This is a genomic window from Amycolatopsis minnesotensis (genome assembly GCF_039529815.1).
Lineage (GTDB): Bacteria > Actinomycetota > Actinomycetes > Mycobacteriales > Pseudonocardiaceae > Amycolatopsis > Amycolatopsis minnesotensis.
In genome coordinates, this window is the sequence record NZ_BAAANN010000023.1 from 1 (window position 1) to 22,545 (window position 22,545).

A 22,545-nucleotide genomic window follows, 5' to 3' on the forward strand; every position below is an offset into this window, starting at 1 on the left:
CGGCCGAGAGCAGCACCGCGTAGAGCGTCTCGGGCATCTGCAGGGCGTCGTCGAGCATCCACCCGAGCTTGTTGGACGGATCGGTCACTGAGTGTCCCTTTCGAAATCTGCGGGAGCGGGCGTGGTTTCCCGGCCGGCACGGGTGCCGCGCTGCCACGCCGCCAGGGTGGCCGGGGTCTGCGTGGCCGCGGGTTCCGCGCGGGCGGGTGGCGGCGGAGCGAACTCCGCGGCGGGCGCGCGCCGCCTGCGCCTCGGCAGCCCGTTCTCGGTCCTGCCGAGGTCTTCGGCGGGGGCGGTCGCCTTGGCCTCGGCCGGTTCCCGCTCCGGCGGCTGGTCCTGCCGGCCGGGCTCCAGCACCCGCGAGACCGGTGTGGTGATCTTGCTCGGCGCGCTTTCCCTGGTGAGCAGTTCGCTGGGCAGGAACACCACCGCGCGGACACCGCCGTAGGGCGACCGCGTGTCCACCGAAACCGAGAAGCCGTAGCGGGCGGCCAGGATGCCGATGACCGCGAACCCGATCCGCGGCGGGTCGCCGAGGCCCGCGATGTCCTGCGCGCCCCGCTGGGCCAGCAGCCATGTCGCGCGCTGCACCGCCTCCACCGTCATGCCGACACCGGCGTCGTCGATGACGATCGCGAGGCCGTTGTGCGCCTGCTGGAAGTTGACCTCGACCTTCGAACCCGGCTGCGAGTGCCTGGCGCCGTTGTCGAGCAGCTCCGCCACCGCGAGTACCACCGGCTCCACCGCGCGGCTGACCACCGCGGTGTCCGAGGTCGCGGGGATCGCCACCCGCGGGAAGTCCCGGATCCGCGAGGTCGCGCCCCGCGCCACGTCGGTCAGGGTGGACGCCGAACGCTGCTGGCCTGGCCACGACCCGCACAGCACCGCGGTGGCCTGCGCGCGCCGCGCGAGCTGGGAGTTCGCGTGGTCGATCTTCAGCAGGTCGGCGAGCACCGCCGGGTCGTCGTGGCGCTGCTCGGCTTCCGAGATCGCGACCTGCTGCTCGTTGGCCAGGTTCTGGACCGAGCGCATCATCGCCTTCAGCGTCGACGCGGCCGCCTGCGCGGCGCCGGACCTCGCCTGCCGCACGTAGTCGGCGACCATCGACAGCACGACACCGTGCGGATCGCCGTTCCCCGGCGCCAACGGCCCCGGCACGGACACCGCCGGATCGGCGATCGACTCGATGAGCGAGGGCAGCCTGCTCCGCGTCAGGTGCTCCTGTTCAGCCTGATGGGCGCGCAGTTCGTGGTGCAGTGCGTCGGTCATCGCGCGTGCCCGCGCGGTGATACCGCGCTGGCGCACCAGCAGTACCACCAGCAGCACCGCGACGACGAGCAGGACGGAGACGGCGACGATCAAGAGCGGTTGATCCATAAATCCTCATGGTCGAAATGCGAGCGGCGAACCCGGCTGCGGGCGCGAAATCCCGCGAGCGCGCGAACTCGCTCGGTTCAGGCCCCCGGTTTCCTTCGAAGACCGGGGTCAGGCGCGCGAGACCTCGGCAGGAAACACGAGCGGGAAAGGCGCGGGTGGTGGGAGAGGGTGGACACCTCGTGCCGGGTGGGGCGCGGTGCACGCCTTCGTCGGGGGGTTCAGTCGGGTCACCGGCCCGATGATATCGGTGCGAACCCACGGCTTGTCCAGGCCGAGGGGCGAATGGTCATGAACTGTGGCGCGTACCGTGCGGTTCCCACGAATGGCGCAGTGGGCCGGCCTTGACGACTCCGGTGTGTGACCGGACGTTCGGCGCAGCCGAGGGGGCCGCGAGCGCGGAGGTGCGCACGGGCCATTCCCGTCCGGGACCGGGACCCGCGACTTTGGTCCACTGTGGACGGAATGACGTGCTCCGTTCCCCGCGCGCCTGCCGCGGCCGGTGTCGCCGCGCCGGGATTCGTTCAAGCAGCTGATGGCGACCGGAAACCCTTACGACGCAAGGCAACTCGTCGAGCACCTCACCGCGCGCCCGACCGAAGCGAAGGCGCCGACCCGGACGTTGGACCAGGAGTGGACCAATGGCTGGACCTCGCGCTGGCCACCGGGGGCGGCTCCACGGTCGGCGCGCTCGTGCCGCACCGGATCCTGGAGGAGGCGCCGCGGGCTCACCGTGCACGTCACGAACGCGGTGTCCTGTTTCGACGGTATCTGGGCCGATCTCACCATCGAGCCGTTCTTCGGCTTCTCCGTCTGGGAGGCCACCGCGTTCGTCAAGCTCGGCATAGAGCCGGACACCGCGGTATGCGCAGTCGCCTTCGCGACCCGGTTCGCTTCTGCTCGCCGCCGTTCCGTGCACGGTGCTGGCCGCGCCGCCCGCGGGCTGAAGCCCTGGCAGCCGGGCGGCGGCGTCACCGTCACCCGGTCGCGGTCTTGAGGTGGTCCTGGATGGCGGTCGCCGCCGCGGCCGCTCCGCCCTCCTCGCTGAGGGAGGCGCCGATCGTCTGCGCCGCTTCGCGCTGGGCCGGGCCGGTCAGGGCGTTTTCGACGGCGGCGCGCAGTTCCGCGACCGGTACCGGCCGGTCGGACAGGTTGTGCCGCAGCACGACCCCGGCGCCGCGGCCGGCCACCGCCTCGCCGATGACCAGCTGTTCGATCTGCTGCGGGACCACGACCAGCGGCACCCCGCAGGCCAGCCCTTCCAGCGCGCTGTTCATCCCGCCGTGCGTGACGAACACGGCGGCGCGCCGCAGCACTTCGAGCTGTGGCACCGAGGACCGGACGAGCGTGTTCGCCGGGGCCTGCCCCAGCCGCGCCGGATCGGTGTGCGAACCGACCGCGAGCAGCACCCGTGCGGGCAGCTCGCCCAGCGCCTCGAAACAGGCGTGGAAGAACGCGTCGCTACCGGCGTGCAGGGTGCCCAAGGACACCAGTACCAACGGTTCGGAGCCGTCCGCGAAGGCGGCCAGCTCGTCGTCGAGCGGCGCGTCCTCGCTCTGCGGGCGGATAGTCGGCCCGACGTAGTGGCAGCCGCCGTCGATCCGCGGATCGGCCGACTGCATCCAGCGCGGCACCGGGAAGATCGTCAGGTCGCCCCGCATCGGCAGGGTCGGCGAGGGCGGGTACGCCCGCTTGCCGAAGCGCCGCACCACGCGGCGCTTCCCCGACCACGCCGCGGGCACACCGGGAACGGCCTCGCCGAGGAAGTGGGCCCATTCGCGCGCGTTCAGGCGGGCCATGGCCTTGCCGCCGACCAGCATGGTCGTCATCAGCGAGATCATCGGCAGGTCGAGGCTCGCCGCGGCCATCCGGCCCCACAGCGCGTTGGAGTCGAACGCCAGCGCGGCCGGGCGCCGAGTGTCCAAATCGGACTGGAGGAGCGGCAGCAGCGATTCGGTGGCCTTCAGCACCTTGGCCACCACCTTGACGGGTCCGCCGGTGCGGGTGGCCTCGGCGATGTCGGCCGGGCCGATAGTGTTCGCCGGATAGCCGCGGAATTCGCAGCCGGCGTCCTCGACCGGCGCCCGGAACTCCTCGCCGGTGTAGTAGGTGACCTCGAAGCCGCGGCGCGTCAGCTCGCGCACGATCGGCAGGCTCGGGTTGACGTGGCCGGCGGCGGGCATTCCCGCCACCACGATCCGGTTCGAGTCAGTCATCGTCTTGCACTCCTTCATGCGCTGCGGCCGGCCGGTAGCCGGCTTGCCGGAGAACGTCGGTGAAGTACGCCTCGATCGCGTCTTCGCCGCTGGTGTCGGGGTGGACGCTCACGTAGAGCAGTGCGGCGCCGCCGAGGATCTGTTGCAGGACAACGGGATCCACGTGCGAAGGCAGCCTGCCGTCGCGCCGGGCCCGGTCAAGGGTGGCGCGCACCGACTCGGCCCCCCGGTGACCGCGCGCGTCCGCGTAGGCCTGGAGCAGCTCCGGGTAGTCGTCCACCGTCGCGTACAGGCGGCGCATCAGCTTCCGGTCGCGGGGACTGCCCAGCTGCGCCGCCCAGCTCGCGACCATGGCCTCGACGTCCGGCCAGTCCGGTGCGGCGTCGTCCGCGTCGCGGTACTCCCACTCGATCGCACCGACCAGCAACGCGGTCAGGTTCGGGAAGCGGCGGTAGACCGTGGCGCGCGTGACCCCGGCGAGCCGCGCCACCTGCTCGACGCTGACCTGGCTGACGCCCCGTTCGAGCAGCAGGTCGATCGCCGCGGTGAGGATCGCCTCGTCCGCCCGCGCGTTGCGCGGTCTGCCGGGGGGCCGGGCGGCCCGCGTGTCGTCATCCAATCCCATGGCTAGTTACAATACAGACCTGCATTGTATTGTAACTAGCCATGGGATGTGGATCACCGATCCGGGTGACCGGGTGACCGCCGAACGGGTTCTTCGCGGCGGCGAAGAGATCCCGTAGTTTCCGTTGGAGGCAAGGAAAGGGGACCGCCATGGAGAAGTCGCGAAGGACCGCGTTCGCCGCCGCCACCGCCTTGGTGATCGGGCTGGGCGGCGGTGTCGCCTCCGCTTCGGCCATCTCGCCGGGCACCGAGCCCGCCGCCGGGCAAGCGGCCGGGACTCCGGCCAAGCGGACGGAACTGTATTTCGGCACCGAGAAGCCGACGGGTGGGGTGGTCACCCCGGAGGACTTCGAGAACTTCGTGGACAAGGAGATCACCCCCGCCTTCCCGGACGGCCTGACCCGGTTCACGGCCACGGGCCAGTGGAAGCGCGGCGCGGAAATCGTCAAGGAAGCTACCTACGTGATCGTGCTGTTCTACCCGCCGAGCGACCAGAAGGCCAATGGCGAAATCGAAGAGATCCGCGCCGACTACCGGAAGTTCTTCGACCAGGACTCGGTGGCCAGGGTGGACGACACGCAACGGGTTTCGTTCTAGCGGGCACGGCGGGTCGGCCCAGAAGCGCTCGAACCGGGAAGTCATGCGGAATCTGGAGCAGTCCGCTCGATGGCGAATAAGGCCGTTCAGTCGAGGTAGTTGCTCAGCTTGATCAGGTTCCCGTCGGGGTCACGCAGATGGAGGCTGTAAATCGTGCCGCGTGCACCGGTACTGCGGGCGGGGCCCGCCTCGATGCCCACCCCCTGCTCTCCGAGCTTGTCGATCAGGAGCAGCACGGGTTCGTCCACGACGAAGCACAACTCGGCGGTGCCCGGACCAGGACTGGCGGCCGTGGCGTCTTCGGTGTCCTGTCCGGCGACTCGCAGGCCGATCCTGTTATCGCCGAAGGCGAGCGCCGTGCGGCCCTCGCCGAAAACGACCGCCTCCATGCCCAGCACCCGTGTATAGAAGTCGATCGTGGCGTCCTGATCCACGACGGTCAGAGTCAGATGGTCGAGCCGGTCGATGTGCACGGGACTGATCCTTCCGGACGCCACCTGACGAGTGCGGTCAAACGGCGCCGAGTGCCGTGGCGAGTCCGGTTGGGCACAGTGGACGCCACGATCCGCGTGCGCGGGAGAGTCGGTTTGTTCCTGCTCAGCCGGATCGGTGTCCAATCGCTGAGTCGCCTGCACCATCAGCGCACCAAAGCTGTCGTAACGATCATCACCGGGGCGGCTGCCGTCACCGGTAAACCACTCGTACGCGGCCCACTCGCCGTCTTCCGCCGCGTCGCCGGGATGCAGCAGCCAGTGGACGCCGGGCCCGCCGTCGTCCTGTGCGATCAACAAGCTCCGCTCGAGCATCTGGCGCTCACTGTCGTCAAGAGCGGAGCTCCACGCTTCCACGAGGTCCGGGTCGCGTTCGGAAAGCCACCCGATCTCGTCCACGTTGAGCAGATCGACATCGGCGACATAGCCAAAGCCGTTGCTGGCCAACAGGAAGTTCCGGTACGTCGGGGGCAGTCGAGTGCCAAGCCGCTCTTCAACAGCGACAACAGCGTCCGCACTGACCGGCTCATAGCCGATCCAGCCCTCACGCTGGACGTGGCTCCTGACGAACTCTCCGGCGCCGTTCTCCTCGAACGCGCGCAACAAACTCGAGTCGTCCAGGAATTTCGAACTGTAGCCACGCAGGAACACGGTCCACTCGGCCGCCGCTACGGGGACTTGCGCACTCATAGGCCCCTCTTTAGCCACAGCCGCTTGCCGACGGTAGCGCCGGGCGACGGCATGGGACATTTCGGAACGAATCTGTGCACCAAGGGGCAGGGTCAGCTAAGGCGGCATCGCCGTGAGACAAAGGAGAAAACGCCCTGCGGAATCGCAGTGCTCGCCAATTGCGTTGTTCGGGCTTGCCGCGATAACGCTTGGACGAGGCGGACCCTGGCTGTTCAGGCGGTGACGGGCTCCGGCTCGGCACCGTCGAAGGGTGGATGGCTTTCGCCGCCCGTTTTTTCGGCCGCAACGATGTAGTCGGCAAGAGCGCCGCGGGATTGCGCGAGCCGGTCCATCCGCTCGTCCAGTCGCTGCAGCCGTGACCGCATCGCGGCCAGCAACTCGGGACACCCGAGCAGCTCCGGGACCTCTCCGGCCGCACAGGGCAGCAGGTACGAGATGTCCTCGGAGGACAGGCCGGCACCAAGGAGGTGCCGGATCTGCTTCACCCGCAGCACGGCGTCCTCGTCGTACTCGCGGTAACCGTTCGCGCCGCGGTCCGCCTCCAGCAGGCCCTGGGCCTCGTAGTAGCGCAACTGATGGGCCGGGCACTTGCCGGCGCGTTCCTGAAAGCCGGGCATCCCACCACCGTATGGAACCGTACGGCCGCCAAGGCCGACCCGCTGGTGGCCGAGGGTGCGCGGCCGGCGCCAACGGTGGGCGACGCGCTCCAGGCAGGTGCCCTGACGATCGTCTGCCTCACCGACTACCAGGCCGTGCACGAGCTGCTCGGCGCGAGCGATGCCGAACTGGACGGCACGCTGTTGATCAACCTGACCTCGGACGACTCGGCCCACGACCGCCAGACCGCCCAGTGGGCCGGGCAGCGCGGCGCCCGTTACCTGGACGGCGCCATCATGGCCGTCCCGCCGGCGATCGGGACCGCCGAGGCGGTGATTCTGCACAGCGGGCCGCAGCCGGACTTCGAGGCGCACAAGTCGGCACTCGACGCGCTCGGCACCAGCACCTACCTCGGTGCGGACCACGGGCTGGCGTCCCTGTACGACGTGGCGGGCCTGGCCATGATGTGGAGCGTGCTGAACGCCTGGCTCCAGGGCACCGCCCTGCTCGGGACGGCCGGTGTCGACGCCGCGACGTATGCGCCGTTCGCGCGGCAGATCGCCGCCACGGTGGCCGGATGGCTACCCGGGTATGCCGGGCAGATCGACAGCGGCTCCTTCCCGGCGGAGGTATCGGCCCTGGAGACCGACGCACGGGCGATGGCACACCTCATCGAGGAGAGCGAAGCGGTGGGCGTCAACGCCGAGCTGCCCAAGTTGATCAAGGCGATGGCCGATCGCTCGATCGCCGCCGGGCACGGTGGGGAGCAGTACCCCGTGCTGATCGAAGAGTTCCGCAAACCCGCGACGACTGACCGATCCCCACACCGGAATCCGCCGCCCGGCACTCGACCAACCACCACCCAGCAACCCCGCTGCCTGAAGCCGAGCTGCTGCGGGTGGCGTTCCCCGCCGAGTTCGACGTGACCCGGGTGGTGACCGCGCAGGAACTGGTTCCTTTCGCGGCAACCACTATTCGGTCCCGCCGGGACTGGATCGGGCGCAGGTGCACGTCCGGCACCGGCTCGGTGCGGGCCTTCTGCGCATCGTCACCACCGGCGGCGCGAGTGCCATAGGATTAGTGTTCACCCATTTGCGGCACCGTGCGCGTTCGAACGCTTTGGACAGGAAGAATGAATCTTCCGGATCGTCCAGTCTTCGAGAGAGGTGCAGACGTGGGGGACCGCAGCGGCCGTCGCAAGTATGCCGTCGATTTGTTCGGCGCTGAGTGTAAGGGCTCTCGCAATGGTGTCGGCAGCGGAGTTCGGCGCAATATCGATCCGGCTCTTCAGTGTCGAGTGATCGCCCGGGGATATTGCCGATCAGCGGCAAAATGTGACTATTCGCGTGGCGCTTGAGAGTGCGTCGAGCGCTCTCGACCACCTTCATGTATTTGATTTCCTCGTCGAGGATCTTCGAGATGGTGGCACTGGTCTGCGGGTGGGTTCCCTCGTCAACCTGAACAACCAGCTGCCGCAGCGCGTGCTCGGCCTGCTTCTCGGCATTGGGTCCCGCTAGACAGTGCCTCAATTCGCCCTCTTGGGCGACGCCGGACGGGGACGTACGTACTTGCCCGAACGGTCATGGGGCAGGCGCCAGAGCCATTCGCACCACGAGCGGCACCACGCTGCCTCCTCTCTCGATCGAAAGGAGGGCTTGACCAGTGTGCCCTCGGCAGGATTCGAACCTGCGACACCTGCCTCCGGAGGGCAGTGCTCTATCCCCTGAGCTACGAGGGCGCGCTTGCGCGACTCTCAGAAGACTAGCGCACGGCGGCAACGGGTTTACGGGGGGTTGGAGTAACCCGGATCGCGTCGAGGTACCCGCTCGGGGGAACCGTTGGCGGGGCCGGAAGCGGTATCTTGACCAAGGTTAGGCTCCCCTCTGTTGCATACATGCGCATGTCACTATATATTCCCTCGTGTCGGACGGAGGGCGACTGATGGGTCACGGACACGGCCACGGGATCGCGGCACAGCAGGGCAGCGCGTCGGGCAAGCACGTCCGCAAGCTGACGGCGGCGCTGGCGATCGGCGCGGCGTTCATGGTGCTGGAGTTCGTCGTCGGGCTCACCACGTCCTCGCTGGCGCTCCTGTCGGACGCCGCGCACATGCTCACCGACGTGCTCGGCGTCGGCATGGCGCTGGCCGCGATCGTGCTCGCCAAGCGCAGCGGCCCCACGTTCAGCCGCACGTTCGGGGTCTACCGCGCCGAGGTGCTGGCCGCGCTCGCGAACGCGGTGCTGCTGTTCGGGGTGGCCGGGTACGTGGTCTACGAGGCGATCGACCGGTTCGCCAACCCGCCGGAGGTGCCGGGGCTGCCGGTGCTGCTCGCCGCGGCCGCCGGGCTGGTCGCGAACCTGGTTTCGTTCTCGCTCCTGCGTTCCGGCGCGGAGGAAAGCATCAACGTCCGCGGCGCCTACCTCGAGGTCCTCGCCGATCTCATCGGCTCGGTCGGGGTGCTGATCAGCGGCGCGATCACGCTCACCACGGGCTGGCGCTACGCGGACCCGATCATCGGGGTCGCGATCGGGCTGTTCGTGCTGCCGCGCACCTACGCGCTCGCGCGCCGGGCGCTGCGGATCCTCTTCCAGCACGCCCCGATCGACGTCGACGTCAGCGAGATCAACACCGATCTCGCCGCGCTGCCCGGCGTCACCGACGTGCACGACCTGCACGTCTGGACGCTCACCTCGGGCATGGAGGTCGCCTCGGCGCACCTGACGCTGGACGCGGGCGCCGAGCCGTCGGTCGTGCTGGTGGCCGCGCAGGACGTGCTCGCCACCCGGTACCGCATCGACCACGCCACCTTGCAGGTGGAACCGGGCGAGTCGGCGAAGCGGTGCGGCGAGCTGTCCTGGTGACGGTCAGGGCGCGGGCAGCGGCTTGGCGCCGCGCTCGGCCAGCATCTGGGTCATGACGGTGATCTCGGCGCCCTGCGACTTCAGGATGTTGCCGGTCAGCGTCTTCAGCGCGGGCAGGTTGGTGCGCTCCTGCGCGTAGGTCGCCATCGGCGTGCCGCCCTGGTGGTGGCGCAGCATCAGCTGCAGGAACTCGACGTCGAGCGCCTTGCCGGTGAGCGAGCGCAGCTTCTCCAACTCGGCCGAGGAGGCCATGCCGGGCATCTGGGTCACCGGGACGCCGTCACCGCTGGACGGCATGCTCATGCCGCCGTGCCCGCTCATCTCGCCGCCGGACATCCACTTCATCGTGTTGCCGATGGCCTGCTCCGGCTGGTCCCACAGCATGAGCCAGCCCTTCATGCGGCCGACCTGTTCGTTCTGCGTCGTCTCGATGTCGAACGCGAGGTTGCGCACCTCGGGGTCGGTCGAGTGGTCGCGCGCCCAGTTCGCCATCGTGACGGCCTGGACGTGGTGCGTCGACATGTCCTGTGCGAAGCCGACCTCGACCGAGTCCGCGCTGGGCGTGGCGGGCGAGTCGTCCTGCAGCGACTGGCTCAGCAGCAGGCCGACGGTCGCGCCGACCAGCAGGACCGCGACGATCGCGGCCCCGATGATCACCGTGCGCGACCACGCCGGGCGCTCGGGCGCACCGGCGGCCTCTTCGGTGCCTCGGGTGCCTCGGGTGCCTCGGGTGCCTTTGACGGGCTCGTCGGGCCCGGTGTCCGTAGCGGTCAAACCGGGTCAGCCCCCGGTCTTCGGCGGGGCGGCGGGCGGCGCGGCCGGTCCGGTCGGCACCTGCGGCTGGCCGGGCTGGCCCGGCTGGCCGGGTTGCTGACCCGGCATCTGGCCCGGCTGCTGCTCGCCCTGCGCGTCCGGTGAACCCTTGTAGTCCATCGGCTTCGCGTCCTTGCCCGGCGGCGTCGGGTCGAACGGCGGCGGATTGCTCGGGTCGAACGCGCCGGGGCCCATCGCGTCGCAGCTCGCGCCGGTCTCCGGATAGGTGTTGTTGTTCTGGCGCAGCGCCGCGACGAACTGGTCGATGCGCTCGTCGTCGGGAGAGTCGACCTTCAGCTGGTGCCCCCACGCCTGCAGCGAGATCGGCTTGTCGAGGCCGGGGTAGGGCGACATCATCGTGTACTGCTTGCCGTCCGCGCGGGCCTTGAGCTTGTTCACCGCTTCACCGGTGACCTGCTGCGGGTTGTAGGCGATCCACACGGCGCCGTGCTCGAGCGAGTGCACCATGTTCTCGGTGCGCACCGCGTTCGGGTAGACGATGCCGGTGCAGGTGGCCCAGTAGCTGTCGTGCGGGCCGCCGAAGGGCGGCGTCTTGTCGTAGGCGACGCGCTCGGTCGGCTTGAGGTGCACGCTGCCCTGGTACTGCGCGGTCACGATGCCCGGGATCTTCAGCGACGGGTCCGGGTTCTCCTGCGACGGCTTGAACGCGGCCGCGGCCTCGTCGCGGGACTTCTGCTCGCGCTTGTCGGCGGTGTTCACGTAGTAGTAGATGAGCACCGACGCGAGTAGCGCCACCACGCCGACCACGGCGACGATGGTGCCCCACGGCGGACCCTTCTTGCTCACCACCGAGGTGCTGCGGGTCGCCTTGGACACCTTCTTCGGCGTCCCTGTCTTCTTCGTGCCGCTGGCCATGGCTCCCGCATTCTTCGAGGACACGTGATCTGCTCGGGGTGCCAGTGTAAGGACCGCGTGTCAGGCGCACGTCAACACCTGACGAACACCTGATGGGAGTGCTGCGCCGGGCGGGGTGAGAACTGGCTCGACCCGGACCATAGACTTGGTCAGGTGACTCCCGACGCCCTTGCTGACCTGGTCCGTTCCGCCGCAGTCGAGGTTCTCGACGCGCGCGGTCTCGAACACGCCGCGCTGCCCGCGGCCGTCACCATCGAGCGTCCCCGCAACCCCGAGCACGGCGACTACGCGACCAACCTGGCGCTCCAAGTGGCGAAGAAGGTCGGCCTCAAGCCGCGGGACTTCGCCGACGCGCTGGCGGAGCGCCTCGCGGCCACCGACGGCATCACCGCGGCCGAGGTCGCGGGCCCCGGTTTCCTGAACCTCCGGCTCGCCGCGGACGCGCAGGGCGAGCAGGTCCGCCGGGTGCTCGCCGCCGGTGCCGCCTACGGCCGCGGCGACCTGCTGGCCGGGCGCAAGATCAACCTCGAGTTCGTCTCGGCGAACCCGACCGGCCCGATCCACCTCGGCGGCACGCGCTGGGCCGCGGTCGGCGACGCGCTCGGCCGCATCCTGTCCGCGCAGGGCGGCGAAGTGACCCGGGAGTACTACTTCAACGACGCCGGCGCGCAGATCGACCGCTTCGTCCGCTCGCTGATCGCCGCGGCGAAGGGCGAGCCCGCGCCGGAGGACGGTTACGCGGGCGGCTACATCACCGACATCGCGGCCGAGGTGCTGCGCCAGGAGCCGAGCGCGCTCTCGCTGGACGAGGCCGAGCGGCACGAGGCGTTCCGCAAGATCGGCGTCGAGCTGATGTTCACCGAGATCAAGCAGAGCCTGCACGATTTCGGCACCGATTTCGACGTGTTCTTCCACGAGGACTCGCTGCACGCCTCCGGCGAGGTCGAAAAGGCCGTCCAGTACCTGAAGGACAACGACAAGCTCTACCTCGAAGACGGCGCGTGGTGGCTGCGGACCAGCGGCTACGGCGACGACAAGGACCGCGTCGTCATCAAGAACGACGGCAACCCCGCCTACATCGCCGGTGACATCGCCTACCTGCAGGACAAGCTGAAGCGCGGGTTCGACCTGTGCCTGTACATGCTGGGCGCGGACCACCACGGCTACATCGCGCGGCTGAAGGCGGCCGCGGCCGCGATGGGCGACGACCCCGATCTGGTCGAGGTGCTGATCGGGCAGATGGTCAACCTGGTCAGCGACGGCAAGCCGGTGCGGATGAGCAAGCGCGCGGGCACCGTGATCACGATGGAGGACCTGGTCGAGGCGGTCGGCGTGGACGCCGCGCGCTACGAGCTGACGCGGTACTCCGTCGACTCCACTTTGGACATCGACCTCGATCTGCTTCGCAAGCACACCAACGACAATCCCGTGTACTACGTCCAGTACGCGCACGCGCGGCTGTGCTCGCTGAGCCGCAACGCCGCCGATCTCGGCATCAAGTCCGATCCGGACGCCGATCTCGGCCTGCTCACCCACCAGCGCGAAGGGGAGCTGATCCGCACCATCGGAGAGTTCCCGACCGTGCTCAAGCGCGCCGCCGAACTGCGGGAACCGCACCGCGTCGCGCGCTACCTGGAAGGCTTGGCCGCCGCTTACCACAAGTTCTACGACGTGGCGCGCGTGCTGCCGCAGGGCGACGAGGAGGCGACGCCGCTCACCCACGCGCGGCTGACCCTGTGCGACGCCGCGCGCCAGGTGTTCGCCAACGGCCTCGCCCTGCTCGGCGTTTCCGCGCCGGAGCGGATGTAGCCCGCCCACTCGTCTGAATAGGGGAATTCTCCATGGCTCACCCCGCGGGTCCGCGGTACGCCGACGTCCACCAGCACGTCGACACGGCGGGCTTCCCGCCTTCGAGCGCGGCGGAACTCGACCGGCTGTACCCGAAGGTCTGGCCCCGCAACACCTATCGCGCGCCGGACGGTGTGGTGCGCATCGCCGGTGTCGACGTGCGCGAGCTGGCCGAGACCTTCGGCACGCCGCTGTTCGTCGTCGACGAGGCCGACTTCAAGTCGCGCTGCGCGGAGTACGCCGAGGCGTTCGACGATCCGTCGCTCGTGCACTACGCGTCGAAGGCGTTCCTGTCCACGGAGATCGCCCGCTGGGTGGCCGGGCAGGGCCTGAGCCTCGACGTCTGCAGCGGCGGCGAACTGGCGATCGCCCTTCGCGCGGACTTCCCGGTCGAGCGGATCACCTTCCACGGCAACAACAAGTCGGTCGAGGAGCTGGAAACCGCGGTCGGGGCGGGCGTCGGCACGGTGGTGGTCGACTCGTTCTACGAGATCGCCAGGCTCGCCGACGTGGCCGCGAAGCGCGACGTCGTGCAGAACGTGCTGATCAGGGTGACGGTCGGCGTCGAGGCGCACACGCACGAGTTCATCGCCACCGCGCACGAGGACCAGAAGTTCGGGTTCTCGCTCGCCTCCGGTGACGCCGCCGAGGCGGTGCGCCGCGTGCTCAACGTGTCTTCGCTGCGGCTGGTCGGCCTGCACAGCCACATCGGCTCGCAGATCTTCGACGCGGACGGCTTCGAGGTCGCCGCGCGCCGCGTCGTCGGCCTGCTCGCCGAGATCGGCAAGGAGCACGGTTCCGGTCTGCTCGAGCAGATGTCCATTGTGGACCTCGGTGGCGGGTTCGGGATCGCCTACACCGACAAGGACAACCCGCCGCCGCCGGCGCAGATGATCACCCAGATCAGGGAGATGGTCCGCAAGGAGTGCGAGTTCGCCGGCCTGCCGGTGCCGAAGATCGCGGGCGAGCCCGGCCGCGCGATCGCCGGGCCCGGCACCGTCACGCTCTACGAGGTCGGCACCATCAAGGACGTCTCGCTCGGCGACAACGCGGTGCGCCGCTACGTCAGCGTCGACGGCGGGATGAGCGACAACATCCGCACCGCGCTCTACGACGCGGTGTACGACGTCCGGCTGGTCTCGCGCGCGAGCGACGACGACGGTTCGCAGCCCGTGGCGGCCGCGTTGTCCCGAGTGGTGGGAAAACACTGTGAGTCCGGTGACATCGTGGTCCGCGACTGCTGGCTTCCCGACACCCTTGCTCCCGGTGACCTGGTCGCGGTCGCCGCGACGGGCGCCTACTGCTACTCGATGGCGAGCGGCTACAACCGGCAGCCGAAGCCGGCGGTGGTCGCGGTGCGCAACGGCAGCGCGCGCGTGCTGCTGAGGCGGGAGACGACGGAGGACATGTTGCGCCTGGAGGTTTCGTGAGCGGCTCCCCAGCGACGGTGGACGGGCGCGCGCTCAGGGTCGCGCTGCTCGGCTGCGGCACGGTCGGCAGCGAGGTGGCGAGGCTGCTCACCGAGCAGGCCGACGAGTTCGCCGCGCGGGCGGGCGCGCCGGTCGAGCTGGCCGGGATCGCGGTCCGCCGCCCCGACAAGCACCCCGAACTCCCCGCGCACCTGCTGACCGCGGACGCGGCAGCGCTCGTCGAGTCCGATGTGGACGTCGTGGTCGAACTGGTCGGCGGGATCGAGCCGACGCTCGAATGGCTGCTTTCCGCGCTGCGCAGGGGAAAATCGGTCGTCACGGCGAACAAGGCGCTGCTCGCCGAGCACACCGCCGAACTCGCCGAGGCGGCGGACGCCTCCGGCGCGGACCTCTACTTCGAAGCCTCGGTTGCCGGGGCGATCCCGCTGCTGCGGCCGCTGCGCGAGTCGCTCGCCGGTGACCGCATCACCAGGGTGATGGGAATCGTCAACGGCACCACCAACTTCATCCTGTCCGCAATGGACTCGACGGGCGCAGGCTACGCCGAGACGCTCGACGAGGCCAGCAGGCTCGGGTACGCCGAGGCCGATCCGACCGCCGACGTCGACGGCTACGACGCGGCGTCGAAGGCCGCGATCCTCGCCTCGCTCGCCTTCCACACCAGGGTCACCGCCTCCGACGTGCACCGCGAGGGCATCGCGGGCGTCACCGCGTCGGACATCGGGGCGGCGAAACTCCTTGGCCGCACGGTGAAACTGCTCGCCATCTGCGAACGCGTGACGAGCGAGGACGGCACCGAGTCCGTCTCGGCGCGGGTGCACCCGGTGATGATCCCGCGGTCGCACCAGCTCGCCGGCGTCGGCGGCGCGTTCAACGCGGTCTACGTCGAGGCCGACGCGGCGGGCGAGCTGATGTTCTACGGCCAGGGCGCCGGCGGGTCGCCGACCGCGAGCGCGGTGCTCGGCGACCTGGTCGCGGTGGCGCGCAACCGGGTGGTCGGCGGGCGCGGCCCGCGCGAGAGCGCGCACGCCGGGCTGCGGGTGCGGCCGATGGGCCAGACCCCGACCAGGTACCACATCAGCCTCGACGTCGCCGATCGCGCGGGCGTGCTCGCGCAGGTCGCGCAGGTCTTCGCCGCGCACGACGTGAGCATCGCGACGGTCCGCCAGCGCGACAAGCACTCGACGGCGAGCCTGGTGATCGTGACGCACCTGGCGCAGGACGCGGCGCTGCAGGCGACCGTGGACGAGATCGGAAAGCTGGACGTCGTGCGCGAGGTCGTCAGCGTGATGCGCGTGGAAGGCGAGGACTGACGGCGATGACCGGCATCATCGAGGCCTACCCTGACCGGATCCCGATCCCCGAGGGCGCGAGGATCGTCACCCTCGGCGAGGGGAACACCCCGCTGCTTCCCGCGCCGCACCTGTCGGGGCTGACCGGCTGCACGGTGTACCTGAAGGTGGAGGGCGCGAACCCCACCGGCTCGTTCAAGGACCGCGGGATGACCGTGGCGATCACGCACGCGCTCGCGAGCGGCCTCAAGGCGGTGATCTGCGCGTCCACCGGCAACACCTCGGCGTCGGCGTCGGCTTACGCCGCACGCGCCGGGCTCACCTCGGCCGTGCTGGTGCCCCAGGGCAAGATCGCGCTCGGCAAGATGGCGCAGGCGGTCGTGCACGGCGCCAGGATCCTGCAGGTCGACGGCAACTTCGACGACTGCCTCGAGCTCGCGCGCAAGACCGCGGCCGACTACCCGGTGACGCTGGTGAACTCGGTGAACCCGGTCCGGCTGATCGGCCAGAAGACCGCGGCGTGGGAGATCTGCGACGCACTCGGCGAGGCGCCGGACATTCACTGCCTCCCGGTCGGCAACGCGGGCAACATCAGCGCCTACTGGGCCGGGTACGCCGAATACGCCGCCGACGGTGTGGTGAAGGACACCCCGCGCATGTTCGGCTTCCAGGCCGCGGGCGCGGCGCCACTCGTGCACGGCGAACCGGTCGCGGAGCCGGAGACGGTGGCCACCGCGATCCGGGTCGGCAGCCCGGCTTCGTGGGACCTCGCGGTGAAGGCGAAGAACGGCAGCGGCGGGCTCTTCGCCGCGGCCACCGACGCCAAGATCCTCGAGGCCTACCACCTGCTGGCGCGTAAGGAAGGCGTGTTCGTCGAACCGGCTTCGGCGACCAGTGTCGCGGGCCTGTTGATGACCGCGGCGGACGGCCGCGTCCCGAAGGGCTCCACCGTGGTGTGCACGGTGACCGGCCACGGGCTGAAGGACCCGTCGACGGCGCTCGAAGGGAACGTCGAGGTGGAGCCGCTCGCCGTCGACCCGAGCGCCGTCGCCGCCGCGCTGGAGCTTTCGTGACCTCGTACCGGGTCACCGTGCCCGCGTCGACGGCCAATCTCGGGCCGGGGTTCGACGCGCTGGGCATGGCGCTCGGTCTGCACGACGTGGTCGAAGTCACCGCGATCGACCACGGGCTGAAGATCGAGGTGGTCGACGCGGGCGCGGGCGGCGTCGCGGACGTGCCCACCGACGAGAGCCACCTCGTGGCGCGGGCGATCCGGCGCGCCTGCGCGCACTGGGACGTCCGCCCGCCCGGCCTGCACCTGCGCTGCCGCAACGCGATCCCGCACGCCAGGGGCCTCGGCTCGTCGGCGGCCGCGGTGGTCTCCGGCGTCGCCGCGGGCTACGCGCTCGCCGGTCGCCCGCTGGACGCCGACGCGCTGCAGCTCGCGGCGGAGTTCGAAGGCCACGCCGACAACGCGGCGGCGAGCCTGCTGGGCGGTCTCGTGATCGCGTGGTCCGAGCACGGGCGGTTCCGCGCGGAACGGCTCGAACCGCACCCCGGCATCCGTCCCGTGCTCGCGATCCCGGAGCTGCGGTCGTCGACGGACGCGACGCGGGGCCTGCTGCCCGGCGCGGTCCCGCACGCCGACGCCGCGTTCACCGCCGGTCGCGCCGCGCTGGCCGTGCACGCGCTCACCGCGCGTCCCGACCTGCTGCTCGCCGCGACCGAGGACCGGTTGCACCAGCACTACCGCGCACCCGCGCTGCCCGAGAGCGTCGCGCTGGTGGATGCGTTGCGTGACAACGGAATCGCCGCGGCGGTCTCCGGCGCCGGGCCGACCGTGCTGGCGCTGACCGTGGACGGGCGGCTGCCCGAACGGGCCGACACGCGCGGGTTCAGCCTCGCCGAGCTGGCGATTGACCTCGGCGGCGTCAAGGTTGAGGTGCGATAACACGCGATGGCCTCGAGGGGGGTGGTTGTTGCACAGCGGCACGTGCGGGTCTACCCTCGGGGGCGTTCGATCACCGTGCGCATTCCGCACCGGCACCGGTCCCGGGAGCTTCTCCCGGTTGGGTGTCTCAAGTTGGTCCGCCAGTTCCGCACCGGTCAGCGGATCGACGCAGGCGGATATGGCGGTGCCGAATTCCGCGTACTCCGGACGGAGCACGCACACTCCCGTGCTGGCGGCTCTGCCGCTGTGGCTGCATCTCGGCCGAGGGGTCCGCATCGGGAAGCAGGGCTTTCCGTAAGGGAGGACCCGGTAAAAATGCCGTCTCGCGATTCGGATGCGAGCGGCAGTCCGCTGATCCACCTGGAGGCGTGGATCGGTCAGGAAGGACATGTGTGAGCAACACCGATCTTTTGAGCGGCGAAGTGCAGGGCTCGGAATCAGCTGCGTCCGATTCGGGGGAGCAGGCGAACGGCGCGGCCGCGCCGAAGCGCCGGTCCGGCGGACTGTCCGGAATGGTCATCGCCGATCTTCGTGAACTGGCCACCGAGCTGGGCGTCGGCGACACCGGCGGCATGCGCAAGGGGGATCTGATCGCCGCTATTCGCGAGCGCCAGGGCAAGACCAAGCGTCGCCAGGCGGCCGCCGGCGGTGACACGCTGCCGCTGGAGGGCATTTCGGCCGAAGAGGCGCCGAAGGCTCGCACGCGTCGTGAGCCGAAGGCCGCGAACGACTCGGAGCCGAAGAACGCCGAGGTCAAGAGCGAGGCCCCGGCGGCGAAGGCACCCGAGGCCAAGGCACCCGAAGCGAAGGCGCCGGAAACCCCGGAACCGCAGGAAAACCGCTCGAACGAGCGCACCGACGCGAACACCGACTCCTCGTCCGGCGAGGAAGGCGGCCGTCGCGAAGGTGGCCGCCGTCGTCGCGGGTCGAACCGCGCTTCGGGCGGTTCGGGCGGTTCCGACGGTGGCAACCAGCAGCAGGGCGCCGACAACCGCGGTCAGCGCGGCGGTGGCGACCAGCAGGGCGGTGGCCGCAACGAGCGGAACGACCGCAGTGAGCGGAACGACCGCAACGACCGGCAGAACGACCGGAACGACCGGAACGAGCGGAACGAGCGGAACGACCGCAACCAGCGGAACCAGCAGAACAACCGCAACGCGGACCAGAACCGCGGCGGCGCCCAGGACGACGACGAGGAAGGCGGCCGCAGGGGCCGCCGGTTCCGCGACCGCCGTCGTCGTGGCGGCAGCGGTGGGCGCGAGGGCGGCAGCCCGGACACCGAGATCCGCGAGGACGACGTCCTGCTGCCGGTCGCGGGCATCCTCGACGTGCTCGACAACTACGCGTTCGTGCGGACCTCCGGGTACCTCGCGGGCCCGAACGACGTGTACGTGTCGCTTTCGCTGGTGCGCAAGTTCGGTCTGCGCCGCGGTGACGCGATCACCGGTGTGGTGCGCCAGCCGCGCGACGGCGAGCAGCAGCGGCAGAAGTTCAACCCGCTGGTACGGGTGGACAGCATCAACGGCCTCGAGCCGGACGCCGCGAAGAAGCGGCCCGAGTTCACCAAGCTGACGCCGCTGTACCCGAACGAGCGCCTGCGGCTGGAGACCGAGCAGCACAAGCTCACCACCCGCGTGATCGACCTGGTGATGCCGGTCGGCAAGGGGCAGCGCGCGCTGATCGTGTCGCCGCCGAAGGCCGGTAAGACCACGATCATGCAGGACATCGCGAACGCGATCTCCACGAACAACCCGGAGTGCCACCTGATGGTGGTGCTGGTCGACGAACGCCCCGAAGAGGTCACCGACATGCAGCGGTCGGTGAAGGGCGAGGTCATCGCCTCCACCTTCGACCGGCCGCCGTCAGACCACACCTCGGTCGCCGAACTCTCCATCGAGCGCGCGAAGCGCCTGGTGGAGATGGGCATGGACGTGGTGGTGCTGCTCGACTCGATCACCCGCCTCGGCCGTGCCTACAACCTGGCGGCGCCGGCGTCCGGCCGGATCCTGTCCGGTGGTGTCGACTCGACCGCGCTGTTCCCGCCGAAGCGGTTCCTCGGCGCGGCGCGCAACATCGAGAACGGCGGCTCGCTGACGATCTTCGCCACCGCGATGGTGGAGACCGGCTCGACCGGTGACACGGTCATCTTCGAGGAGTTCAAGGGCACCGGTAACGCGGAGCTCAAGCTCGACCGCAAGATCGCCGAGCGCAGGGTGTTCCCCGCGGTCGACGTCAACCCGTCCGGCACCCGCAAGGAGGAGCTGCTGCTCTCGCCGGACGAGCTGGCCGTGATGCACAAGCTGTCCAGGGTGCTCACCGCGCTGGATTCGCAGCAGGCCATCGACCTGCTGATCTCGCGCCTGCGGAAGACGAAGACCAACATCGAGTTCCTGATGACGGTTTCGAAGACCGCGCTGGGTCCCGACGACGATTAGTAATACGAAATGCCGAGTGGCCTTTCTTCCGCCGTGGAGAAAGGCCACTCGGCATTTATCGCCTTTTCCGGCCGATCAGCGGCTCGGGACCGCGGCCGGCGTCCAGCCGCGGTAGTTGTTGAAGTAGTTCACGCTCGTGGCGTGACCGATCTTGCCGCCGACGCTGGTGGCGTAGAAGCCGCCCTTGCCGTCGGAGATGCCCACGTGGCCGTACGCGCTGATGTTCCAGTAGACGAACGCGCCGAGCGGTGCGGCGCCGGAGTGGTGCGGCGCGCCGTTCCAGTGCGCGTTGGCCGAAGCCCAGACGCCGGTGACGCCGTAGGCGTTCTCCACGGCCTTTTCGCAGAGGCCCTGCCAGCCGGTACTGCCCATGTGGTTCTTGTACCACTGGATGGCGCCCGCCGGGGTGCCGTCAGCGGCGCCCTGGATGGCCGCTTCGGGTGCGGTGCTGAACGCGCCCGCGGCCTCGTTGACGTCCGACGCGGTGATCGCGGCGGCCGGTGCGGCCGGTGCGGCGGTCGCGCTCGCGACGGGCCCGGCGACCAGCGCGGCCACGGCGAACGCGGTGATCCCGGCGCGGGCGAGGAGTGTCTTCGTGTGCTTGACCATGGTCCGCCTCCTGGCGTGCATGTGGGCAATTCACTGACACCGGACACCGTGCCCCAGCGGGATACAAATTCCGTACACGCGTGGTGACCGGGTGTACGGGAATACCCGTCAGCGGGGGCGCGTTGACGCCACTGCCAGCCCGTCTGGCAGAATCACCCGCTGACGTCCGGCTCCGGTTCACCTCGTGCGAACACCTGACGGGGACCCGGCGGCCACCTGAGAGAGGACACCATGAAGAGCGGTATTCACCCCGAGTACGTGCCGACCCAGGTCACCTGCGGTTGTGGCAACACCTTCACCACCCGGAGCACCAAGACCTCCGGCGCCATCCACGTGGAAATCTGCTCGAACTGCCACCCGTTCTACACCGGCAAGCAGAAGATCCTGGACACCGGCGGCCGGGTCGCGCGCTTCGAGGCTCGCTACGGCAAGCGCCAGAAGAAGGCCGACGCCAAGTAGCTTCGCCGACGGCGCCCACTCCCGCACCGGGGGTGGGCGCCGTTTTCTTGTGCCAGGGCCGAGGTACCACCGCCGGAAGGGCGTGAACCATGGATTCGAGTTCGCTCAAGGGCCTGCTCGACGAGTACGCGGATCTCGAGCGCCAGCTCGCGGAGCCGGAGGTGCACGCCGACCAGGCCAAGGCGCGCAAGCTGGGCAGGCGGCACGCGGAGCTGACCCCGGTGGTGAACGCGATCAGCGAGCTTGAGTCGGCGCGCGAGGACCAGGCCGCGGCCAAGGAGCTGGCAGGCGAGGACCCCGGGTTCGCCGCGGAGGCCGAGGAGATCGGCGCGCGCATCCCAGTGCTGGAAGCCAAGCTGACCGAGCTGCTGCTGCCGCGCGACCCCTACGACGGGTCCGACGTGGTGATGGAGATCAAGTCCGGTGAGGGCGGCGAGGAGTCCGCGCTGTTCGCGGGCGACCTGCTGCGCATGTACCTGCGCTACGCCGAGCGCCACGGCTGGAAGGCCGAGGTGCTCGACTCGGTGGACTCCGACCTGGGCGGCTACAAGGACGCGACGGTGTCCATCAAGGCGAAGGGCTCCGATCCCGAAGGCGTGTGGGCGAGGCTGAAGTTCGAAGGCGGCGTGCACCGCGTGCAGCGGGTGCCCGCCACCGAGTCCCAGGGCCGCATCCACACCTCCGCGGCGGGTGTCCTGATCTACCCGGAACCCGAGGACGTCGAGGTCGAGATCGACCCGAACGACCTGCGCATCGACGTGTTCCGGTCCTCGGGCCCCGGCGGGCAGAGCGTGAACACCACCGACTCGGCCGTCCGGATCACGCACCTGCCGACCGGCATCGTGGTGTCGTGCCAGAACGAAAAGTCGCAGATCCAGAACCGGGCGCGCGCGCTGCAGGTCCTGCAGGCGCGGCTGCAGTCGATCGCCGAAGAGGAAGCCGCCGCGAAGGCCTCGGACGCCCGCCGCTCGCAGGTGCGCACCGTGGACCGCTCCGAGCGGATCCGCACCTACAACTTCGCCGAGAACCGGATCGCCGACCACCGGGTGAACTACAAGGCGTACAACCTGGACCAGGTGCTGGACGGCGACCTCGACGGCGTGCTGGAAGCCCTGCTCACCGCGGACCGCGAGGAACGGCTGTCCGAACACGCGGGCTGACCGCTTTTCGCGGCTCGTTCATGCCCCATAGGTACCCCTCGGGGCATCTGGGCCCCTGAAGGGGCTCCTGGAGAGGTCGCGAGGTCCGCCGCGCCTGCCCCGAAGGGGCCTTTACGGGCGTGGATGCCGTGGATGTGACCGTTGTGGGTCCGCTGTGTTCTCGGAGTGTTCGCCCTGAAGGGGTCCTTGGGGGAATCTGGTGCCGTGAAGGGGTCCTTGGG

At 69.8% G+C, this 22,545-nt stretch carries 20 protein-coding genes and 1 tRNA gene; 12 read left to right on the forward strand and 9 right to left on the reverse strand.

Annotated elements, in window-relative coordinates; all coding sequences use genetic code 11:
- Nucleotides 1–84: 84 nt before the first annotated feature.
- Nucleotides 85–1,377 carry an ATP-binding protein gene (locus ABD256_RS26520; RefSeq protein ID WP_344424443.1) on the reverse strand — a complete coding sequence of 431 codons (1,293 nt, stop codon included), beginning with the start codon at nt 1,375–1,377 and terminating at the stop codon, nt 85–87.
- A 532-nt stretch (nt 1,378–1,909) separates the two neighbouring features.
- Between ABD256_RS26520 and ABD256_RS26525 the strand changes: the two genes are divergently transcribed.
- Entirely contained in the window at nt 1,910–2,371 is a 462-nt protein-coding gene (locus tag ABD256_RS26525) for an SAM-dependent methyltransferase (protein ID WP_344424446.1), read from the forward strand.
- Here the strand turns inward: ABD256_RS26525 and ABD256_RS26530 are convergent.
- A complete protein-coding gene (locus ABD256_RS26530; protein WP_344424449.1) occupies nt 2,352–3,590 on the reverse strand; it encodes a macrolide family glycosyltransferase in 1,239 nt (412 codons plus the stop codon). The genes ABD256_RS26525 and ABD256_RS26530 overlap by 20 nt on opposite strands.
- Entirely contained in the window at nt 3,583–4,215 is a 633-nt protein-coding gene (locus ABD256_RS26535) for a TetR/AcrR family transcriptional regulator (RefSeq protein ID WP_344424452.1), read from the reverse strand. Before ABD256_RS26535 ends, ABD256_RS26530 begins: the two co-directional genes overlap by 8 nt.
- Before the next feature lie 149 nt (nt 4,216–4,364).
- Here ABD256_RS26535 and ABD256_RS26540 point away from each other — a divergent pair, with 149 nt between their 5' ends.
- On the forward strand, nt 4,365–4,811 hold the full coding sequence (locus ABD256_RS26540) for a DUF3574 domain-containing protein (protein WP_344424455.1): 447 nt from the start codon (nt 4,365–4,367) through the stop codon (nt 4,809–4,811).
- An 86-nt stretch (nt 4,812–4,897) separates the two neighbouring features.
- Here ABD256_RS26540 and ABD256_RS26545 read toward each other — a convergent pair whose 3' ends face one another.
- Together ABD256_RS26545 and ABD256_RS26550 are read right to left on the reverse strand one after the other, a co-directional pair.
- Complete coding sequence (locus ABD256_RS26545) at nt 4,898–5,992, reverse strand: VOC family protein (RefSeq protein ID WP_344424458.1); 1,095 nt, start codon at nt 5,990–5,992, stop codon at nt 4,898–4,900.
- 212 nt (nt 5,993–6,204) lie between these two features.
- The gene (locus tag ABD256_RS26550) at nt 6,205–6,609 is read right to left on the reverse strand and encodes a MerR family transcriptional regulator (protein ID WP_344424461.1); all 405 of its coding nucleotides are present in this window, start codon (nt 6,607–6,609) and stop codon (nt 6,205–6,207) included.
- On the opposite strand from ABD256_RS26550, the gene ABD256_RS26555 reads away from it, so the two are divergent.
- Nucleotides 6,568–7,515, forward strand: a complete 948-nt coding sequence (locus tag ABD256_RS26555) for an NAD(P)-dependent oxidoreductase (protein WP_344424464.1) — start codon at nt 6,568–6,570, stop codon at nt 7,513–7,515. The genes ABD256_RS26550 and ABD256_RS26555 overlap by 42 nt on opposite strands.
- Nucleotides 7,516–8,254: 739 nt before the next feature.
- Here the strand turns inward: ABD256_RS26555 and ABD256_RS26560 are convergent.
- A tRNA-Arg gene (locus ABD256_RS26560) sits at nt 8,255–8,327 on the reverse strand.
- A 203-nt stretch (nt 8,328–8,530) separates the two neighbouring features.
- Between ABD256_RS26560 and ABD256_RS26565 the strand changes: the two genes are divergently transcribed.
- Nucleotides 8,531–9,451 (forward strand): cation diffusion facilitator family transporter, encoded by a 921-nt coding sequence (locus ABD256_RS26565; protein ID WP_344424468.1) that lies wholly within the window; start codon nt 8,531–8,533, stop codon nt 9,449–9,451.
- 3 nt (nt 9,452–9,454) lie between these two features.
- Here the strand turns inward: ABD256_RS26565 and ABD256_RS26570 are convergent, their stop codons facing one another.
- Nucleotides 9,455–10,108 carry a DUF305 domain-containing protein gene (locus ABD256_RS26570; RefSeq protein ID WP_344424858.1) on the reverse strand — a complete coding sequence of 218 codons (654 nt, stop codon included), beginning with the start codon at nt 10,106–10,108 and terminating at the stop codon, nt 9,455–9,457.
- 123 nt (nt 10,109–10,231) lie between these two features.
- Nucleotides 10,232–11,140 carry a thioredoxin-like domain-containing protein gene (locus tag ABD256_RS26575; protein ID WP_344424860.1) on the reverse strand — a complete coding sequence of 303 codons (909 nt, stop codon included), beginning with the start codon at nt 11,138–11,140 and terminating at the stop codon, nt 10,232–10,234.
- A gap of 153 nt (nt 11,141–11,293) precedes the next feature.
- Here ABD256_RS26575 and argS point away from each other — a divergent pair, with 153 nt between their 5' ends.
- The 6 genes from argS to rho all read left to right on the forward strand — a co-directional run bounded on the left by argS (nt 11,294) and on the right by rho (nt 20,096).
- Complete coding sequence (argS, locus tag ABD256_RS26580) at nt 11,294–12,949, forward strand: arginine--tRNA ligase (RefSeq protein WP_344424471.1); 1,656 nt, start codon at nt 11,294–11,296, stop codon at nt 12,947–12,949.
- Nucleotides 12,950–12,981: 32 nt separating this feature from the next.
- Nucleotides 12,982–14,418 carry a diaminopimelate decarboxylase gene (gene lysA / locus ABD256_RS26585; protein WP_344424474.1) on the forward strand — a complete coding sequence of 479 codons (1,437 nt, stop codon included), beginning with the start codon at nt 12,982–12,984 and terminating at the stop codon, nt 14,416–14,418.
- 17 nt (nt 14,419–14,435) lie between these two features.
- Nucleotides 14,436–15,731, forward strand: coding sequence for a homoserine dehydrogenase (locus ABD256_RS26590; RefSeq protein ID WP_344424863.1), 1,296 nt, complete (start codon nt 14,436–14,438; stop codon nt 15,729–15,731).
- A 5-nt stretch (nt 15,732–15,736) separates the two neighbouring features.
- Nucleotides 15,737–16,783 (forward strand): threonine synthase, encoded by a 1,047-nt coding sequence (gene thrC / locus ABD256_RS26595; protein WP_344424477.1) that lies wholly within the window; start codon nt 15,737–15,739, stop codon nt 16,781–16,783.
- Entirely contained in the window at nt 16,780–17,661 is an 882-nt protein-coding gene (gene thrB, locus ABD256_RS26600) for a homoserine kinase (RefSeq protein WP_344424480.1), read from the forward strand. The genes thrC and thrB overlap by 4 nt, the downstream gene beginning before the upstream one ends.
- A 392-nt stretch (nt 17,662–18,053) precedes the next feature.
- Nucleotides 18,054–20,096 (forward strand): transcription termination factor Rho, encoded by a 2,043-nt coding sequence (gene rho, locus ABD256_RS26605; RefSeq protein WP_344424482.1) that lies wholly within the window; start codon nt 18,054–18,056, stop codon nt 20,094–20,096.
- 75 nt (nt 20,097–20,171) lie between these two features.
- On the opposite strand, the gene ABD256_RS26610 is transcribed toward rho, so the two are convergent.
- Nucleotides 20,172–20,705 (reverse strand): CHAP domain-containing protein, encoded by a 534-nt coding sequence (locus ABD256_RS26610; RefSeq protein ID WP_344424484.1) that lies wholly within the window; start codon nt 20,703–20,705, stop codon nt 20,172–20,174.
- 231 nt (nt 20,706–20,936) lie between these two features.
- Between ABD256_RS26610 and rpmE the strand changes: the two genes are divergently transcribed.
- Nucleotides 20,937–21,164 (forward strand): 50S ribosomal protein L31, encoded by a 228-nt coding sequence (gene rpmE / locus ABD256_RS26615; protein WP_344424487.1) that lies wholly within the window; start codon nt 20,937–20,939, stop codon nt 21,162–21,164.
- An 89-nt stretch (nt 21,165–21,253) separates the two neighbouring features.
- Nucleotides 21,254–22,324 carry a peptide chain release factor 1 gene (prfA, locus tag ABD256_RS26620; protein WP_344424490.1) on the forward strand — a complete coding sequence of 357 codons (1,071 nt, stop codon included), beginning with the start codon at nt 21,254–21,256 and terminating at the stop codon, nt 22,322–22,324.
- Nucleotides 22,325–22,545: the final 221 nt, after the last annotated feature.

What these genes read in the sequence shown, in the direction of transcription:
- ABD256_RS26575 (WP_344424860.1), bottom strand. Translation starts at nt 11,140, where the DNA reads ATGGCCAGCGGCACGAAGAAGACAGGGACGCCGAAGAAGGTGTCCAAG.
- ABD256_RS26540 (WP_344424455.1), top strand. Translation starts at nt 4,365, where the DNA reads ATGGAGAAGTCGCGAAGGACCGCGTTCGCCGCCGCCACCGCCTTGGTG.
- ABD256_RS26520 (WP_344424443.1), bottom strand. Translation starts at nt 1,377, where the DNA reads ATGGATCAACCGCTCTTGATCGTCGCCGTCTCCGTCCTGCTCGTCGTC.
- ABD256_RS26565 (WP_344424468.1), top strand. Translation starts at nt 8,531, where the DNA reads ATGGGTCACGGACACGGCCACGGGATCGCGGCACAGCAGGGCAGCGCG.
- ABD256_RS26550 (WP_344424461.1), bottom strand. Translation starts at nt 6,609, where the DNA reads ATGCCCGGCTTTCAGGAACGCGCCGGCAAGTGCCCGGCCCATCAGTTG.
- ABD256_RS26610 (WP_344424484.1), bottom strand. Translation starts at nt 20,705, where the DNA reads ATGGTCAAGCACACGAAGACACTCCTCGCCCGCGCCGGGATCACCGCG.
- ABD256_RS26555 (WP_344424464.1), top strand. Translation starts at nt 6,568, where the DNA reads ATGGGCCGGGCACTTGCCGGCGCGTTCCTGAAAGCCGGGCATCCCACC.
- ABD256_RS26530 (WP_344424449.1), bottom strand. Translation starts at nt 3,590, where the DNA reads ATGACTGACTCGAACCGGATCGTGGTGGCGGGAATGCCCGCCGCCGGC.
- thrC (WP_344424477.1), top strand. Translation starts at nt 15,737, where the DNA reads ATGACCGGCATCATCGAGGCCTACCCTGACCGGATCCCGATCCCCGAG.
- prfA (WP_344424490.1), top strand. Translation starts at nt 21,254, where the DNA reads ATGGATTCGAGTTCGCTCAAGGGCCTGCTCGACGAGTACGCGGATCTC.
- ABD256_RS26525 (WP_344424446.1), top strand. Translation starts at nt 1,910, where the DNA reads ATGGCGACCGGAAACCCTTACGACGCAAGGCAACTCGTCGAGCACCTC.
- ABD256_RS26535 (WP_344424452.1), bottom strand. Translation starts at nt 4,215, where the DNA reads ATGGGATTGGATGACGACACGCGGGCCGCCCGGCCCCCCGGCAGACCG.
- ABD256_RS26545 (WP_344424458.1), bottom strand. Translation starts at nt 5,992, where the DNA reads ATGAGTGCGCAAGTCCCCGTAGCGGCGGCCGAGTGGACCGTGTTCCTG.
- rpmE (WP_344424487.1), top strand. Translation starts at nt 20,937, where the DNA reads ATGAAGAGCGGTATTCACCCCGAGTACGTGCCGACCCAGGTCACCTGC.
- lysA (WP_344424474.1), top strand. Translation starts at nt 12,982, where the DNA reads ATGGCTCACCCCGCGGGTCCGCGGTACGCCGACGTCCACCAGCACGTC.